General features: G+C 60.6%; 15 protein-coding genes and 1 pseudogene. 11 read left to right on the forward strand and 5 right to left on the reverse strand.

Going from position 1 to position 14,762, the window contains the following annotated elements; genetic code table 11:
• Nucleotides 1-6: 6 nt before the first annotated feature.
• From AC1D2N_RS05070 to minE, 8 genes are all read left to right on the forward strand, one after another.
• Nucleotides 7-612: a dimethylamine monooxygenase subunit DmmA family protein gene (locus AC1D2N_RS05070; RefSeq protein WP_047618069.1), complete on the forward strand. Its 606-nt coding sequence runs from the start codon at nucleotides 7-9 to the stop codon at nucleotides 610-612.
• Nucleotides 609-1,574 carry a PDR/VanB family oxidoreductase gene (locus AC1D2N_RS05075; RefSeq protein WP_064654939.1) on the forward strand — a complete coding sequence of 322 codons (966 nt, stop codon included), beginning with the start codon at nucleotides 609-611 and terminating at the stop codon, nucleotides 1,572-1,574. The genes AC1D2N_RS05070 and AC1D2N_RS05075 overlap by 4 nt, the downstream gene beginning before the upstream one ends.
• A gap of 31 nt (nucleotides 1,575-1,605) precedes the next feature.
• A complete protein-coding gene (locus AC1D2N_RS05080) occupies nucleotides 1,606-2,646 on the forward strand; it encodes a heme-dependent oxidative N-demethylase family protein (protein ID WP_130653864.1) in 1,041 nt (346 codons plus the stop codon).
• Nucleotides 2,647-2,694: 48 nt separating this feature from the next.
• Complete coding sequence (locus AC1D2N_RS05085; RefSeq protein WP_112908742.1) at nucleotides 2,695-4,032, forward strand: NAD(P)-binding domain-containing protein; 1,338 nt, start codon at nucleotides 2,695-2,697, stop codon at nucleotides 4,030-4,032.
• Between the two features lie 120 nt (nucleotides 4,033-4,152).
• On the forward strand, nucleotides 4,153-4,755 hold the full coding sequence (locus AC1D2N_RS05090; RefSeq protein WP_112908741.1) for a methyl-accepting chemotaxis protein: 603 nt from the start codon (nucleotides 4,153-4,155) through the stop codon (nucleotides 4,753-4,755).
• A 209-nt stretch (nucleotides 4,756-4,964) separates the two neighbouring features.
• Nucleotides 4,965-5,684, forward strand: coding sequence for a septum site-determining protein MinC (minC, locus tag AC1D2N_RS05095; protein ID WP_130653865.1), 720 nt, complete (start codon nucleotides 4,965-4,967; stop codon nucleotides 5,682-5,684).
• A gap of 86 nt (nucleotides 5,685-5,770) precedes the next feature.
• On the forward strand, nucleotides 5,771-6,586 hold the full coding sequence (gene minD / locus AC1D2N_RS05100; RefSeq protein ID WP_028732544.1) for a septum site-determining protein MinD: 816 nt from the start codon (nucleotides 5,771-5,773) through the stop codon (nucleotides 6,584-6,586).
• Nucleotides 6,583-6,843 (forward strand): cell division topological specificity factor MinE, encoded by a 261-nt coding sequence (gene minE, locus AC1D2N_RS05105; RefSeq protein WP_003574994.1) that lies wholly within the window; start codon nucleotides 6,583-6,585, stop codon nucleotides 6,841-6,843. Before minD ends, minE begins: the two co-directional genes overlap by 4 nt.
• A gap of 43 nt (nucleotides 6,844-6,886) precedes the next feature.
• Here the strand turns inward: minE and AC1D2N_RS05110 are convergent, their stop codons facing one another.
• The 4 genes from AC1D2N_RS05110 to AC1D2N_RS05125 all read right to left on the reverse strand — a co-directional run bounded on the left by AC1D2N_RS05110 (nucleotide 6,887) and on the right by AC1D2N_RS05125 (nucleotide 10,850).
• Nucleotides 6,887-7,267 (reverse strand): DUF6481 family protein, encoded by a 381-nt coding sequence (locus tag AC1D2N_RS05110; RefSeq protein ID WP_028732545.1) that lies wholly within the window; start codon nucleotides 7,265-7,267, stop codon nucleotides 6,887-6,889.
• A 248-nt stretch (nucleotides 7,268-7,515) separates the two neighbouring features.
• Nucleotides 7,516-7,740: a hypothetical protein gene (locus AC1D2N_RS05115; protein ID WP_026188733.1), complete on the reverse strand. Its 225-nt coding sequence runs from the start codon at nucleotides 7,738-7,740 to the stop codon at nucleotides 7,516-7,518.
• 228 nt (nucleotides 7,741-7,968) lie between these two features.
• Entirely contained in the window at nucleotides 7,969-8,178 is a 210-nt protein-coding gene (locus AC1D2N_RS05120; protein ID WP_003548109.1) for a cold-shock protein, read from the reverse strand.
• Between the two features lie 302 nt (nucleotides 8,179-8,480).
• On the reverse strand, nucleotides 8,481-10,850 hold the full coding sequence (locus tag AC1D2N_RS05125) for a DUF1989 domain-containing protein (protein WP_130653866.1): 2,370 nt from the start codon (nucleotides 10,848-10,850) through the stop codon (nucleotides 8,481-8,483).
• Nucleotides 10,851-11,100: 250 nt separating this feature from the next.
• On the opposite strand from AC1D2N_RS05125, the gene AC1D2N_RS05130 reads away from it, so the two are divergent.
• Nucleotides 11,101-12,885 carry an APC family permease gene (locus tag AC1D2N_RS05130; RefSeq protein WP_130653867.1) on the forward strand — a complete coding sequence of 595 codons (1,785 nt, stop codon included), beginning with the start codon at nucleotides 11,101-11,103 and terminating at the stop codon, nucleotides 12,883-12,885.
• On the opposite strand, the pseudogene AC1D2N_RS05135 reads toward AC1D2N_RS05130, so the two are convergent.
• A pseudogene (locus AC1D2N_RS05135) lies at nucleotides 12,863-13,057 on the reverse strand (hypothetical protein); the annotation flags it as partial. The gene AC1D2N_RS05130 and the pseudogene AC1D2N_RS05135 sit on opposite strands and share 23 nt — an antisense overlap.
• Nucleotides 13,058-13,147: 90 nt before the next feature.
• On the opposite strand from AC1D2N_RS05135, the gene AC1D2N_RS05140 reads away from it, so the two are divergent.
• Nucleotides 13,148-13,975 carry a helix-turn-helix transcriptional regulator gene (locus AC1D2N_RS05140; protein ID WP_130653868.1) on the forward strand — a complete coding sequence of 276 codons (828 nt, stop codon included), beginning with the start codon at nucleotides 13,148-13,150 and terminating at the stop codon, nucleotides 13,973-13,975.
• Nucleotides 13,976-14,091: 116 nt separating this feature from the next.
• The gene (locus tag AC1D2N_RS05145; RefSeq protein ID WP_130653869.1) at nucleotides 14,092-14,739 is read left to right on the forward strand and encodes a LysE family translocator; all 648 of its coding nucleotides are present in this window, start codon (nucleotides 14,092-14,094) and stop codon (nucleotides 14,737-14,739) included.
• Nucleotides 14,740-14,762 lie beyond the last annotated feature (23 nt).

The raw sequence follows: 14,762 nt of genomic DNA on the forward strand, positions 1-14,762 counted from the left end.
ACGCGAATGCTCGTTGCAGGCATCAAGAGCCGACCAGTCTACACGGGCCTGACCATCCAGCCGCGCGCCCGGCGGCACATTTTCGCGCTCGAAGGGGAGGGCGCCAAGGCTCTCCTCGATCAGCAGCCGGCGCTTGACGAAACGGCGCTTGCCCGCAGTGAAATCCTCTATGTCGCCCGCGGCTCTCAAGGGTCCGGCCTCGACGAGGCGCTGCGCCGCCTCGGCGCCGACATGTTCTTCACGGCGCCGACCATCGCAACGCTGCTCTTCCGATTGAAGGGTTCGCTCGCGACCGCCCATATGGGCACGCGGCTTTATCTATCGGGCACGGAAGGCTTCATCGGCCAGGCGATGCTGGTGGCGCTCGATTACGGCATGGACCACGCCTCCGTCATCACCGAGCATCGCGGCTCGCTGGCCAGGCGCGTGCAATGCGTCCATTGCAAGGGCATCACCGACGACGTCACCACCAGCCCCTTTGCCTGCAGCCATTGCGGGCTGCCGCTTCTGGTACGCGACCATTATTCGCGCCGGCTCGCCGCCTTCCAGGGCGTCAATATCGATGCGGAAGAACCGGGCAGCGCGCCTGATCCGGAGGAGTTGTTCCTTTGAGCGGTGGCACTGAAATTCCTGTCCGCGTGACGCGGATCACGCCGATCGCCGAGCGCGTCAAGCGCTTCCGTTTCGAGCGCCTTGACGGCAAGCCGATGCCTTATTTCTCCGGCGGCGCCCACGTCATCGTCTTGATGAACGATGGCGGCCATATGCGCCGCAACGCCTATTCGCTGATGTCGCCGCCGCATGATTGCGCAGCCTATGAGATCAGCGTGCTGCACGTCGAGGATTCGCGCGGCGGCTCGACCTTCATGCATGAGAAGCTCAGCGAAGGCGACGAGCTGAAGGTCAGCTATCCCGTCAACCTGTTCCAGCCCGACTGGCGCGGGCGCAAGCACCTTCTGATCGCCGGCGGCATCGGCATTACCCCCTTCATCGCGATGATGGAGCAGTTTTCCCGCGAGGGCGCCAATTTCGAGCTGCATTATGCCATCCGCACGCGCGACCGCGGCGCCTATTGGCAGCAACTCGTCGAGCGTTATGGCGGACATCGGATCAAGATCTATTGCGACGCCGAAGGCGACGCCATCCCCCTCACACGCCTGCTGGGCACCCAGCCGCTCGGCACGCATCTTTATGTCTGCGGCCCGTCCGGCATGATCGACGGCGTGCTGAAAACCGGCCTCAACGCCGGCTGGCCGGAGCAGAACCTGCATTCGGAACGGTTCCTGTCATCACTGCCCGGCAAGCCCTTCGCGATCGAGCTCCTGCGATCCGGCAAGACCGTGAAGGTCGGCCATCACGAAAGCATGCTGGAGGCGATCGAGGCGGCGGGCGTCGACGCGCCCTTCCTCTGTCGCGGCGGCGCCTGCGGTCAATGCGAGACCGGGGTCGTCACTTGCGACGGCAAGCTGCTGCACCATGACGTCTATTTGACGAGCGAAGAAAAAGCATCCGGTCGCAAGGTGATGATCTGTGTTTCCCGCTTCGAGGGAAACACGCTGCATCTTGATCTCTAGCGGCATCGGAAGCGGAACAAGGAGACCGGACATGGCAATCGTCTTCAAGCAGGAAACCTTCCGGAACGATTTCAGCTATCGGAACAGCCCCGAGAACATCCGGCGTTTCCCGTTTCCCTTCGACCGCGACGAATACATGTATTCGGTCAACATGGAGCCGCATGAGCACGGCCGGGCGGGAACCGTCTACGAAAGCCTGATCGACGTCGACGAGCATTATGTCGCCGAGATGCACGACCGGGCCCTCGTCCTGAAGGAAGATCCGCTGCGCTACCAGGCGCTGCCGCACATGATGAGTGCCCAATGGGACACGCTCGAATTGCTGATGGAAGAGCAGGCGGCAGGGTACCCCGAACACTTCACGCTGATCCGCAACGGCGACCAGTGGCGCTGGATCAACCGCCCGCTCGGCATCGACGACAGCTTCACCTTTGGCGATGCCTCGACGCTGCCCTACGAGCCCTTCGAATATATCACCCGCCAGGCCCAGGGCGATTTCTGCATCGTCGACCAGCGCGACAGCAATCTCTGGATGGACGCCGGCATGGTGACGACGCAGGCCGACTGGTCGCTCGATTTCGATATCGGCATGAACTTCATGGAATGGCACGGGCCGGTGCCGCTCGCCCACCAGATCGGCGTCTTCGACCGGGCGCTGAAATTCCTGCTGAACCTGCAGCAGGGCAAGCCCACACGACGTTTCAACTGGACGATGACGATCAATCCGCGGCTCGACACCAGCCCGGAGAATTATCACAAATGGGGGCCCGACCGCACGACGGTGACGCCGGAGAATGTCGGCGAGAAGGTGCATCTGCGCGTCGAATTGCAGAGCCTCTGGCGCCTGCCGCGCTCGAACGCCATCCTCTTCGTCATCCGCTGCTATTTGATGAACATGGAAGAGCTCGTCACCGTGCCGAAATGGGCGCGCCGCTTCCCGCGCGTGCTGAAGACGCTGCCGCCCGAGCTCATCGACTACAAGGGCCTCACCCGCTTCCGCGAGACGACGATCGACTGGCTTTCCAAATATGACGACGGGGCGCCGACCAGCCCCGGCATCTATCCGGACTGAGGCGGCGATGCACCAGATAAAACGACCTAATCAAGAGGGGAATGCTTCATGACAAGAGTAGCCGTCATCGGTGCCGGTCCTTCCGGGCTGGCGCAGCTGCGCGCCTTTCAATCGGCCGCCCAGAAAGGCGCCGAGATCCCGGAGATCGTCTGCTTCGAAAAGCAGTCGGATTGGGGCGGGCTGTGGAATTATACCTGGCGCACCGGGCTCGACGAATATGGCGAGCCGGTCCATGGCAGCATGTACCGTTACCTCTGGTCGAACGGCCCGAAGGAATGCCTCGAATTCGCCGATTATTCCTTCGAGGAGCATTTCGGCAAGCCGATCGCTTCCTATCCGCCGCGCGCCGTGCTCTGGGATTACATCAAGGGCCGCGTCGAAAAGGCGAACGTCCGCCACTGGGTGCGCTTCAGCACGCCGGTGCGCATGGTCCGTTTCGATGATGACACGAAGAAATTCACGGTGACGGCGCATAACCGCATCGAGGACCGGATGTATGACGAGGAATTCGACTATGTCGTCGTGGCATCAGGTCATTTCTCGACGCCGAACGTGCCCTATTTCGAGGGCGTGAAGACCTTCAACGGCCGCGTGCTGCATGCCCATGATTTCCGCGACGCGCTGGAGTTCAAGGGCAAGGATATCCTCATCGTCGGCCGCAGCTATTCGGCCGAAGACATCGGCTCGCAATGCTGGAAATACGGCGCAAAATCGGTGACGACCAGCTATCGCTCGAAGCCGATGGGCTTCAAATGGCCGGAGAATTTCGAGGAGCGGCCGCTGTTGACCAAGCTCGAAAACCGCACGGCGCATTTCCTCGACGGCTCGACCAAGGAGGTCGATGCGGTGATCCTCTGCACCGGATACCAGCACCACTTCCCTTTCCTGCCCGACGACCTCCGGCTGAAGACCGCCAACCGCCTCTGGGCCGACAGCCTCTACAAGGGGGTGATCTTCGACAAGAACCCGCAGCTTTTCTATATCGGCATGCAGGACCAGTTCTACACCTTCAACATGTTCGACGTGCAGGCCTGGTGGGCGCGCGACGTGATGATGGGTCGCATCACCCTGCCATCCGAAGAGGAGCTGAAAGCCAATTTCGACATGTGGCGCGCCCGCGAGGAAACGCTCGAGGATGCCGAGCAGATGATCTGGTACCAGGGCGATTACGTGAAGGAACTGCTTGCCGAAACCGACTATCCCAACTTCGACATCGAGGGCACCAACCAGACCTTCATGGAGTGGGAACATCACAAGGCCCACAACATCATGGGCTTCCGCGACCATGCCTACCGGTCGCTGATGACCGGCAACATGTCGCCGACGCACCACACGCCCTGGGTCGAGGCGCTCGACGATTCCATGGAGGAATATCTGCGCAACTGATGAGGCGGACTGCATTGCCGGAGGAGGGTGTTCGTGCTCTCTTCCGGCATTGTGACGTGCGCCTTTTTAAATGAGACGACATAAATCCATCTGCAACTCTTCTCTTCGGATGTGGCCTTCATGGATTTTCAAACGAGCATTCTCGGGCGCATGAGTGGTTTTCTCTATCGCTGCCGCGCCGATGAAAACTACACGATGCTTGAGATGACCAACGGCATCGAGCGCATCTTCGGTTATCCGGCCGACGAGATCATCGGCAACAGCACACGGACCTTCACCTCGATCATGTACGAGGAAGATGTGCCTCTGATGGACGAGATCGTCGGACGGGCACTGGAGAGGCGCACAGACTGGACGATGGAATACCGCATCCGTCACGCCAGGGGCCATCTCATCTGGGTCACCGAGACGGGCGGCGGCATCTGGGACGAGAAGGGCGAGCTTCTCTATCTCGAAGGCAGCATCATCAATATCGAATCACTCTATCAGCGAATCGATGACCAGACCGCCGATATGCGCGTCACCGCCTCGAAGACCAATGAGATCCTGCAATCACTGCGTTACCTGAAGCTGCTCGCCGTCAATGCCGGCATCGAGGCTGCTCGCGCCGGCACGGCCGGATCGGGCTTTGCCGTGCTTGCCGCCGAGATGCGCACGCTTGCCAACTCCTCGGAAGAGGCCGCACGCGCCATTTCCAACGCACAACGCAAGGCGGAAGGCTGAGCGTTACCCAAGCAGCGGCAGATTTGCGGCTCACCTTCGAAGCCGCATTATTAACCGTTCGGCGCTTCCAGCGATTGCAACGCTTTTCCAATGACTTGCGGTAATCCAGTGTGTGAAGAATCTGCTGTGATTGTCGGTAATGTTAAGGCCGCGTTAACTTTTTGTTAACCATAGCAGCGGTAGACATGGTCAACGATTTCTTCACATAGATGACCAAAGTGCTAACAGACGCTCGCTCTATCCGCATCAAGGGCCGCTCTTTCCTCGCGGTCATGCTGTCCCCGGATCTTCCGATCGATGATTGGTTGACCCGCCTGGACGATCTGGCCGCACGTTCGGCCGGCTTCTTCCTCGGACGGCCTGTCGTGCTCGACCTGACGGACCTGCAAATCGACCGGCCGCAGCTGAAGGACCTCATTGCCGAACTTGCCAAGCGCAATGTCAGCATCATGGGCATCGAGGGCGCGCGGCCTTCGATCCTCGGATCCGGCATGCCGCCGGCGCTCAAAGGCGGTCGGTCGGTTTCCGATATCGAGGTTCAGGCAAAGGAGCCCATCGATCCTCCCGGCAAACCGGCAGTGGCAGAGACCCGCCCGGCCATGCAATCGATCGTCATCCGGGAGCCTGTGCGCTCGGGACAATCGGTGATCTTTCCGGAAGGCGACGTCACCGTCATCGGTTCGGTCGCCTCGGGTGCCGAGGTCACCGCCGGCGGGTCCGTCCATATCTATGGCACCTTGCGTGGCCGAGCCATGGCAGGGTCCATCGGAAACGCATCGGCGCGGATCTTTTGCCGCAAGCTCGAGGCCGAGCTGGTTGCAATCGACGGCATCTACAAAATGGCGGAAGACATGGCCCCTAATCTTCGCGGACAGGCTGTTCAGCTCTGGCTCGAGGACGACGCGATCATGGCAGAGAAACTGATCTGACGGCAGCGTCGCGCGTCTCTTCGAGAGCCGCAAGAGGACGCTTTAACACTTTGAATTACTGGGGCCACGGCAAAGGAGAGACAATGATGGGGAAAGTGATCGTCGTCACGTCAGGCAAGGGCGGGGTTGGCAAGACGACCTCGACCGCCGCATTGGGAGCGGCGCTGGCGCAACGCAATGAAAAAGTCGTCGTCGTCGATTTCGACGTGGGCTTACGCAATCTCGACCTCGTGATGGGCGCCGAACGCAGGGTCGTCTACGACCTGATCAATGTCATCCAGGGCGACGCCAAGCTTACCCAGGCGCTGATCCGCGACAAGCGGCTGGAGACGCTGTTCCTGCTGCCGGCCTCGCAGACGCGCGACAAGGACAATCTGACGGCCGAAGGAGTCGAGCGCGTCATCAACGACCTGAAGCGCTATTTCGACTGGATCATCTGCGACAGCCCCGCCGGGATCGAGCGCGGTGCAACGCTTGCCATGCGCCACGCCGATGTTGCCGTGGTCGTCACCAATCCCGAGGTCTCGTCGGTGCGCGATTCGGATCGCATCATCGGCCTGCTGGATGCCAAGACCGCCAAGGCCGAACGCGGCGAGCGGATGGAAAAACACCTGCTGCTCACCCGCTACGACGCCAATCGCGCCGAACGCGGCGACATGCTCAAGGTCGACGACGTCCTGGAGATCCTGTCCATCCCGCTGCTTGGCATCATACCCGAAAGCATGGATGTTCTGCGGGCATCCAACATCGGTGCGCCGGTCACGCTGGCAGACAGTCGCAGCGTGGCTGCTATGGCCTATTTCGATGCCGCTCGCCGGCTCGCCGGCGAGACGGTGCCGATCGCGATCCCAGAGGAAAAGAGGAATATTTTCGGCAAGATCTTCGGACGGAGGGCGGCATGAATATTTTCCGTCTTTTCAACAAGCAGAGAACCGCACCGGCCGCCCGCGAACGGCTGCAGGTCCTTCTCGCCCATGAACGTTCCTCGGCGGGGTCGGACCTGGTCTCCCTGCTGCGCGAGGAAATCCTTGCGGTGATCGCAAAGCACGTGCAGCTCGACCACGACAAGGTGCAGGTGACGATCGATCGCAACGAGTACGTCTCGACCCTTGAGATCGACGTCGAAATCCCGCTGAATGCAGCCGTGCAGGCCGCGTGAACGACAGCGCGCTGCCTGTTGCGACAACAGGCAGCGCTGACGGTCAGGACTTTCTGGCTTTGCGATTGGCGTAACGCAGGTCGCGTTCGGCCTTTCGGGCGGCTTCATCCGCAATCACGCGGGCGATCCGGTCTTTGTCAGCCGCTTCGCGTGCGTCGGCATCGGCGCGTGCTGCGGCTTCGGCTGCAGCCTGACGCTCGACTTCCGCGGCTTTAGCCCGCTCCAATTCCTCTAGCTTCAGCCGTTCTCGCGCAGCACGCCGTTCTTCCCTGGCCGCGGCAATGGCTTGACGCTCCGCCTGCTTTGCCAGCCTTGTGGGTTCGGCCGTATCCTTGGCGTTGCGATACGCGTTGAGGAGAGCGGCCTTGGCTTCGGCAGCTGCGCTGCGGCGATCGGAAAGCTCGTTGTTTCTGGCGTTTTTCAAATCTGTTTCCTGACTGTTTGACTTCGACCCTAGAGCATGATGCCGAAAAGTGTGCGCGGTTTTCGGACGACATCATGCTCCAACTCTTTAATTTAGAACAGGATTCAGAGTTTAGGCCGATCCGGCCTAAAATCATCCTGTTCTAGGGCGCCGCGCGTCTCCAGACGCGCAAAGGACGCTGCAATATTTTGAACTGCCGCATGTTTTATCCTGAAATCGAAGCCGATTTAAGGAATTATGCAGCAGGGTCAGATTTTCTTTTTCCGCTTCGCGGCAGGGGCAGTCGTCGCTGCCAAGCGATCCTGCAATTCCTTGGCCTCACGGGCCTCGCGTAACCGCAAGGTTTTTTCCTCGCGGGCTCGCACTGTCGAGTCGATCTCTTCGACCGCGCGGCTTCGCTCCAAGAACTGCGATTGCACGTTTCCGAAGGCAATCTCCGCCTGCTTGCGTGATTTGCTGTGTGTCTCTGTCATCTTCATCCCGGATTTTATTACAGCGCCGCGCGTTTTTCAGGCGCGCAAAGGACGCTGTAACCCTTTGAATTACTGCATAATTCCTGAAATCGATTCCGCGTTTAAGGAATTGCACAGCAGCCCGCTGGCCGACTCAGCAAAAAAGGCCAGGCAACGTGCCTGACCTCAATAGTATCATGCTTTCGACAGTGCCGGTACATCCGCGGTCAAAGGAAAGCTGACGTCAGTTCAGGCAGCTTGGAGATTGCAAGCGGACATTTTGCCCGACTTGTTATCGCGCTCAAGCTCGTAGCCGATCTTCTGGCCTTCGACGATTTCACGCATTCCAGCGCGTTCGACGGCAGAGATGTGGACGAAGGCGTCAGCGCCGCCGTCATCAGGCTGAATGAAGCCGAAGCCCTTGGTGGAATTGAACCATTTAACTGTGCCAGTGGTCATAACAAACCCTTTCATAGCAATTGAACGACCGCACGTGCGGAAGCACGACGGATGATGGTCTCGATTTTGAAGAGGGAAGTTCGTCCAGGGCACGTTGCCAGCGTGCGATAACAAAAGTCAAACAAGCAATATCGACTACCGAGATATAGTCATTCAACCCAAATTTGTCAACTTTTAGTTTTTCAGGGCCATGCACTCAATATAAGGTTGCATCTCTATCGCATTGCGTGCCGCCGCTAAAACGTGCGGCTTCATCAACAGTGCGAGAAACCGATCACCGTCCTCGACCCCAAAAGCAGGCATTACGAGCGCGGTCGCGTCTTCTGCGGGTCGTAATGCGAAAGCGACACCATCGTCGCCGGCAGGCGCTTCTGGTGGCCGTCGAGCTTGCCGATCTCGACCTCGGTGCCGGGGCCTGCATGCATCACGTCGATGCGGGCGAGCGCGATCGTCTTGCCGAGGATCGGCGAGCGCGTGGCGCTGGTGATAACGCCGACCTGCGCCCGGCCGATATGGACACAATCGCCATGGCCGACGGCCTCGTTGGACTTGATGTCGAGGCCGACGAGCAGATGGCGCGGATGCTCCTTGCGCCGGATCAGCGCCTCGCGGCCGATGAAATCGTCCTGCTTGGATTTCAGCGGCACCGTGAAGCCGATCCCGGCCTCGAATGGGTCCGTCTGGTCGGTGAATTCGTGATGGGCGAAGATCAGGCCCGCCTCGATGCGGACCATGTCGAGCGCCTCCAGCCCCATCGGTTTCAACCCGTGCGGCTGCCCTGCCTCCCAGACGGCGTCGAACACTGTCAGCGCATCCTTCGGATGACAGAAGATCTCGTAGCCGAGCTCGCCGGTATAACCCGTGCGCGAGACGACGATAGGAACACCCTCGAAGCCGCCGATGCGGCCGACGGTGAAGCGGAACCATTCGAGCTCGCCGATCGTCGGTTGGCGCGGCGCCGTCCAGATGATCTCCTTCAGGATATCGCGGCTCTTCGGACCCTGCAGGGCGATATTGTGCATCTGATCGGTCGAGGAGCGGACCCAGGCTTTGAAGCCCTTCTTCTCGGCCTGCTGACGCAGCCAGATGCCGCTGAAATCGTCGCCGCCGATCCAGCGGAAGTTCTTGTCGCCGAGCCGGAACAGCGTGCCGTCATCGATCATGCCGCCGTTTTCGTAGCACATGGCGGAATAGACGACCTGGCCGGTCGACAGCTTGCGCACGTCGCGCGTCAGGCAATATTGCAGCAGCTCCTCGGCATCTGGCCCCGTCACCTCGAATTTCCGCAAGGGCGAGAGGTCGATGACGGCGGCGCGCTCGCGGCAGGCCCAATATTCCTCGACCGGCCCTTCGCTGGAAAAGCGGTTCGGCAGCCAGTAGCCGCGATATTCGGTGTAGTCCCGCGTCAGCGTGGAGAGGCGGGGATGGAAGGCGGTTTCGCGGGTCAGTTCGGCGTCGGCATCTGGGGTCATGCGATAGGCTACCGCTCGTGAGAATTTCTCTTTTCCGGAAAAGGTGCGGACGTGGATATCCGTCGGATCCCAGCCGTTCGCCGCGTCGATATCGTCAGGGCAGGACGAGGAGACGCAGACGAGGTCGGTCAGCGCCCGCATCAGCACGTAATCGCCGGGGCGCGACCAGGGCTCGTCAAGATAGAGCTGGTTGTTGTGGTCGATGTTGGTGTTGTAGAAATAGTTCAGCGCTTCCCAGCCCTTGCGGCCGGCAATACCGTAGGGCGCCAGCACGGCGTTGAAATTATCCGTGCAGTTGACGTGGCCGGGATAACCCATGTCGTCGTAATAGCGCGAATTGCAGGCGGTCGCGAAAGCGTCGTGGCGGCCGACCGTATCCTGCACGATCTCGACCAGCGGCTCGAAGTCGCGGTCGAAGGCCTTGGAGGGCAGGCCCGGCATCGGATAGCTGCGGCCGAGTAGCGTGCGGGTGACGGTGGAATCGAGCGCGAGATCGAGACCCTTGTCGACCTTGCGGGCGGCAAAAGCCTGGAAATCGGTGCATTGGCGTCCATAAACATCGATGATCTGGATGAATTCGCCGGCCCGCACGAAATAGGCCGCAGCGGTCGCCGCCCGGATGCGGATATCCTCGACGGGATCGGCGGCCGGTTCCGGCAGGGCAGAGGCATAATCGCGGATCAGCAGGCTGCGCTTGATCCTGATCTCGATCGGCGTCGCCGTATCCTGCGCCTCCGGCGACATGGCGCCAGCGGGTGCCGCAACGATCAGCACGCCCGTCATGGAGATCGTGAACTCTGCCCGGCTGCCCGGCGTCGATCCGGCCCCGAAGATGCTGAGCGCGCCGGCCACGGCCAGATCGGCGCCGCGACGCTGAAGTGCTGCACGCGTGCGGGCAGCACTCTCATCCTCTGCCTGAAGTATGGCCTTCAAACCTTCGGCCGAATTGCTGAATGCCGCTCCGAGACCGGCGGCCAGGAAGCGCCCTTTTTCATCGAGGAAAGAGATCTCGCAGACCTGTCCGCCCTCGCTGTCGATAACGCTGACGTGGTCGCCCGGCTCGACGCGCATAACGACCGATCCGCCGCCTTTTGCCCTGTAGCGCTCGGTTCCCTCCGGCAGGGTGGGAATGCCGGGATAGTGCACGAGGCTCGGAGCCGCCGGTCGCAGGCCCGTCATAGCAGGATGAAGTTCTCGCATTGCGCCCTCTTGGGGATCCAGCATGCCCTCGGGCACCCACCCATACAGGTTACAAAATGCCCCAGGAAAGTAAAGTCGAGTTGACTAAAAAGAAAATATCTTCACTATGCATAAAGAGTTGAGACTCGGGGAATCCGTCGGGAACGCGGATCGCCAAAATCATCCGGGCGGGCTTGAGACTGTCAGGGAGACACGTTCAGGGAGACGTACAAAGATACGTCCGGAACAAATAGAATGGGGAATTTCACCGATGACAGACATTGTGGAGGCCGGGATTGCATCCGGCACCGAAGGTAAGCTTGTACGCGCGCTCGACTGGAAGGGCGCATTCTGGGTGGCTGCGGGCGTGCCGCCGCTCGTTCTTTTCTCCATCGGCGGCATTGCGGGCACGACGGGCAAGCTCGCCTTCGTCGTCTGGATCATCTCGATGGTGATGGGTTTCCTGCAATCCTTCACCTATGCCGAAATCGCCGGCATGTTCGCCAACAAGTCCGGCGGCGCTTCGGTCTATGGCGCCACCGCCTGGCTGCGATATTCGAAATTCATCGCGCCGCTGTCGGTCTGGTGCAACTGGTTTGCCTGGTCGCCGGTGCTGTCGCTCGGCTGCGCCATCGCCGCCGGTTACATCCTCAACGCATTCTACCCGATTCCGGCGGCGGATTCGCAGATGGTCCTCGACTGGATTTCCGCGCATGCCGCTTCCATCACGGCCGATAGCCCCCGCGTCGCCGAATATATCGCAGCCCATGCCGGCACCACCCCGGATGACGCCATCAAGGCGTTGCTTAGCACCGACGGTATCGCCGCCCTGACGCCAGCGATCCGCAGCTGGTCGCTCTTTAGCTTCAGCATTCCCTTCCTTGCCACCGCCAACATCAACGCCACCTTCTTCATCGGCGGCATCTTGATGCTGATCATCTTCGCGATCCAGCATCGCGGCATTTCGGAAACGGCCAGCGTGCAGAAATGGCTGGCAATCATTGTCCTGGTACCGCTGCTCATCATCGGCCTCTATCCGATCGTCAGCGGCCAGATCCTTGCCACCAACGTCACAGGTCTCGTGCCACCGACAGCCGCCTATGCCGCTGTCGACGGCACCTGGAGCAACGGCGGCTGGACGCTCTTCCTCGGCGGCCTCTATATCGCCGCCTGGTCGACCTACGGTTTCGAGACAGCGGTCTGCTACACCCGCGAACTCAAGAACCCGAAGACCGACACCTTCAAGGCGATCTTCTATTCCGGCCTTGCCTGCTGCCTGTTTTTCTTCCTGGTGCCCTTCGCCTTCCAGGGCGTTCTCGGCCATGAAGGCATGCTGGCCCCCGGCATCGTCGATGGCACGGGCGTTGCCGAAGCGCTCGGCGGCCTGATCGGCGCCGGCCGCGTCGTCACCCAGTTGCTCGTCGTACTGATGATCATGGCACTCTTCCTTGCCATCATGACGGCGATGGCCGGCTCCTCGCGCACGCTCTACCAGGGCTCGAAGGACGGCTGGCTGCCAAAATACCTCGACCACGTCAACGAACACGGCGCGCCGACGCGGGCGATGTGGACCGATTTCGCCTTCAATCTCTTCCTGCTGGCGATCGCCTCGGATGTCGGCGGCTATTTCTTCGTGCTCGCCGTCTCGAATGTCGGCTACATCATCTTCAACTTCCTGAACCTCAATTCCGGCTGGATCCACCGGATGGATTCCGGCCATATCGAGCGCCCCTGGAAGGCGCCGACCTGGCTGATCGGCCTCAACACCGTGCTGGCCTTCGTCAACGCGCTCTTCCTCGGCGCTGGCGCCAAGGTCTGGGGTTATTCCAATGCGCTCTGGGTCGGCTTCATCTTCGCCGCCCTGATCCTGCCGGTCTTTGCCTATCGCCATTATGTGCGTGACGGCGGTAAATTCCCAGCCGGCGCGATGGAGGATCTCGGCCTGATCGGCCAGGATCTCGGCGTCAAGAAAGCCGGCATTCTGCCTTACCTCGCGCTCGCCGGCGGCCTGGCGATCGTGCTGATCGCCAACGTTATCTTCCAACTTCCGGCCTAAAATCGCCTCCCAAGCAGAAAGGCCGAAAAGCCGCCATGGAAACATGGCGGCTTTTTTCGTTATGTTGGGACGCCAGGCGGCCGCCGAAGCCGACAGCGATGCGATTCCAGCCATTGATGATGTTGATCATCACGGTGAGCTTAATCTGCTCCTCTCCGGTGAACTGGGTGCGGAAATTTTTCGATCTATGACTCCAGCGGCGCAGGCAAGATTGTCATGGAAATTGCTTGAAGGCGGCAACGGTCTGTAGAAAGACTATCGAATGGTGCGGATGAAGCAGGATGCCGGACGCATTCGAATCTGGCGCAACGACGCGTTAGCCGGAGTTGAATTGCTGCGCGCGTCGGGAACGCAGCATCACTTTCCGAAGCACTTCCACGACGCTTACGCAATCCATCTCCACGAACGCGGCACAATGTTTTTCCAATATGGTCAGCCTCAGGTGGCCCTGAAACCAGGCAACATCAATGTCCTTGCGCCCGGCGTCGTTCACATGTGCCTGCCGGCCGACGAACAGGCGTTGAACTACCGCTGCCTGTTCGTATCGCCTGCGTTTTTGCAGTACGCGGTGCTCGACCCGGGGGCGACGCGCCCGGCGCTGTTCGAGCGGTTGTTATGCCTTGGCGACCTCGGGCTTTTCCAAAGCCTTGGCAAAGCGCATCGATATCTCGAAACTGACGATGACGCTTTTGAAGCCGAGACGCTGCTGACGAGCGGGCTCGCGGCGCTGGCCGCTTACTCCGGGCAGCCGCACGCAAGGATCGAAGCAGGCAGCGAGCCGCGGCACGTCACGACCATTCGCGAATTTCTGGAAGCCCACTACGACAGGCGTATTGCCCTTGCCGATCTTGCCCGGCTGGTCAAGCTCAATCCCGTGTATCTTGTCCGATCCTTCCGCTCGTCTGTCGGGCTGCCGCCGCATGCCTATCAGAGGCAATTGCGACTGAGCCGGGCGCGGCAGTTGCTTCGGTTGGGCACGCCTCCGGCCGAAGTAGCCGAGATGGTCGGCTTCGCCGATCAGAGCCATCTCTCCCGCCTGTTCAAACAGACGACGGGCGTGACGCCCGCCGATTATGCGAAAGGTTTATAGCGTTCAAGACAGCAGGGGTTGCTTATGTGAATACCGTCCACTCTTGCGGGTGACGAGGGCTGGCTCCAGCGATGCGCCCGCAAGGTGATGGGGAAAACAGGAGCGGGGCGATTATCATGCCAACCCTGGGCAATATCTGGTTGTTTATCGGCGCTTCCTTGGCCCTGCTTCTGATTCCCGGGCCGGCGGTTCTCTACATCTTTGCCCGCTCGGTCGAGCAGGGCCGCCTCGCCGGCTTTGTTTCGATTCTCGGCATTCATGCCGCAACGCTGGTACATATCATCGTCGCGGCGTTGGGATTATCGGCAGTCCTGGCCTCATCGGCTCTGGCGTTCAGCGCGGTCAAGTATGCAGGCGCTGCCTATCTGATATGGCTTGGGCTCAGGAAGATTTTAGGCCGAAGCGAGATTCCCGGCACCGAGACCGGCTTGAAGGCGTTCGGGTACGCGCGCCTTCTCCGCGACGGGTTCGTCGTCAATCTCTTCAATCCCAAGACCGCGCTCTTCTTTCTTGCCTTCCTGCCTCAGTTCGTCGAGGTGGACCGGGGTCACGCAGCGATGCAGATCGCGTTCCTGGGTCTGATCTACACCTGTCTCGGCATCATAACTGACGGCAGCTACGCATTAGCCGCCGGCACTGCGGGCGACTGGTTGAGGCGCAATCGCCGCTATCTCACAGCCGAACGCTATGTCAGCGGGGCCCTGCTGATCGGCCTCGGGTTGACGGCCGCTTTTGCGGGAAACCAAGGCAGCGGTCAGACGTGACGCGAGCCGGCGCCGGTCGATCA

Source organism: Rhizobium sp. P1_B8 (assembly GCF_056406515.1).

Bases quoted from the DNA above. Each gene is read 5' to 3' on its own strand.
- AC1D2N_RS05090 (WP_112908741.1), top strand. From the start codon at position 4,153: ATGGATTTTCAAACGAGCATTCTCGGGCGCATGAGTGGTTTTCTCTAT.
- minD (WP_028732544.1), top strand. From the start codon at position 5,771: ATGGGGAAAGTGATCGTCGTCACGTCAGGCAAGGGCGGGGTTGGCAAG.
- minC (WP_130653865.1), top strand. From the start codon at position 4,965: ATGACCAAAGTGCTAACAGACGCTCGCTCTATCCGCATCAAGGGCCGC.
- AC1D2N_RS05085 (WP_112908742.1), top strand. From the start codon at position 2,695: ATGACAAGAGTAGCCGTCATCGGTGCCGGTCCTTCCGGGCTGGCGCAG.
- AC1D2N_RS05070 (WP_047618069.1), top strand. From the start codon at position 7: ATGCTCGTTGCAGGCATCAAGAGCCGACCAGTCTACACGGGCCTGACC.
- AC1D2N_RS05125 (WP_130653866.1), bottom strand. From the start codon at position 10,850: ATGCGAGAACTTCATCCTGCTATGACGGGCCTGCGACCGGCGGCTCCG.
- minE (WP_003574994.1), top strand. From the start codon at position 6,583: ATGAATATTTTCCGTCTTTTCAACAAGCAGAGAACCGCACCGGCCGCC.
- AC1D2N_RS05130 (WP_130653867.1), top strand. From the start codon at position 11,101: ATGACAGACATTGTGGAGGCCGGGATTGCATCCGGCACCGAAGGTAAG.
- AC1D2N_RS05115 (WP_026188733.1), bottom strand. From the start codon at position 7,740: ATGACAGAGACACACAGCAAATCACGCAAGCAGGCGGAGATTGCCTTC.
- AC1D2N_RS05120 (WP_003548109.1), bottom strand. From the start codon at position 8,178: ATGACCACTGGCACAGTTAAATGGTTCAATTCCACCAAGGGCTTCGGC.
- AC1D2N_RS05145 (WP_130653869.1), top strand. From the start codon at position 14,092: ATGCCAACCCTGGGCAATATCTGGTTGTTTATCGGCGCTTCCTTGGCC.
- AC1D2N_RS05080 (WP_130653864.1), top strand. From the start codon at position 1,606: ATGGCAATCGTCTTCAAGCAGGAAACCTTCCGGAACGATTTCAGCTAT.
- AC1D2N_RS05140 (WP_130653868.1), top strand. From the start codon at position 13,148: ATGGTGCGGATGAAGCAGGATGCCGGACGCATTCGAATCTGGCGCAAC.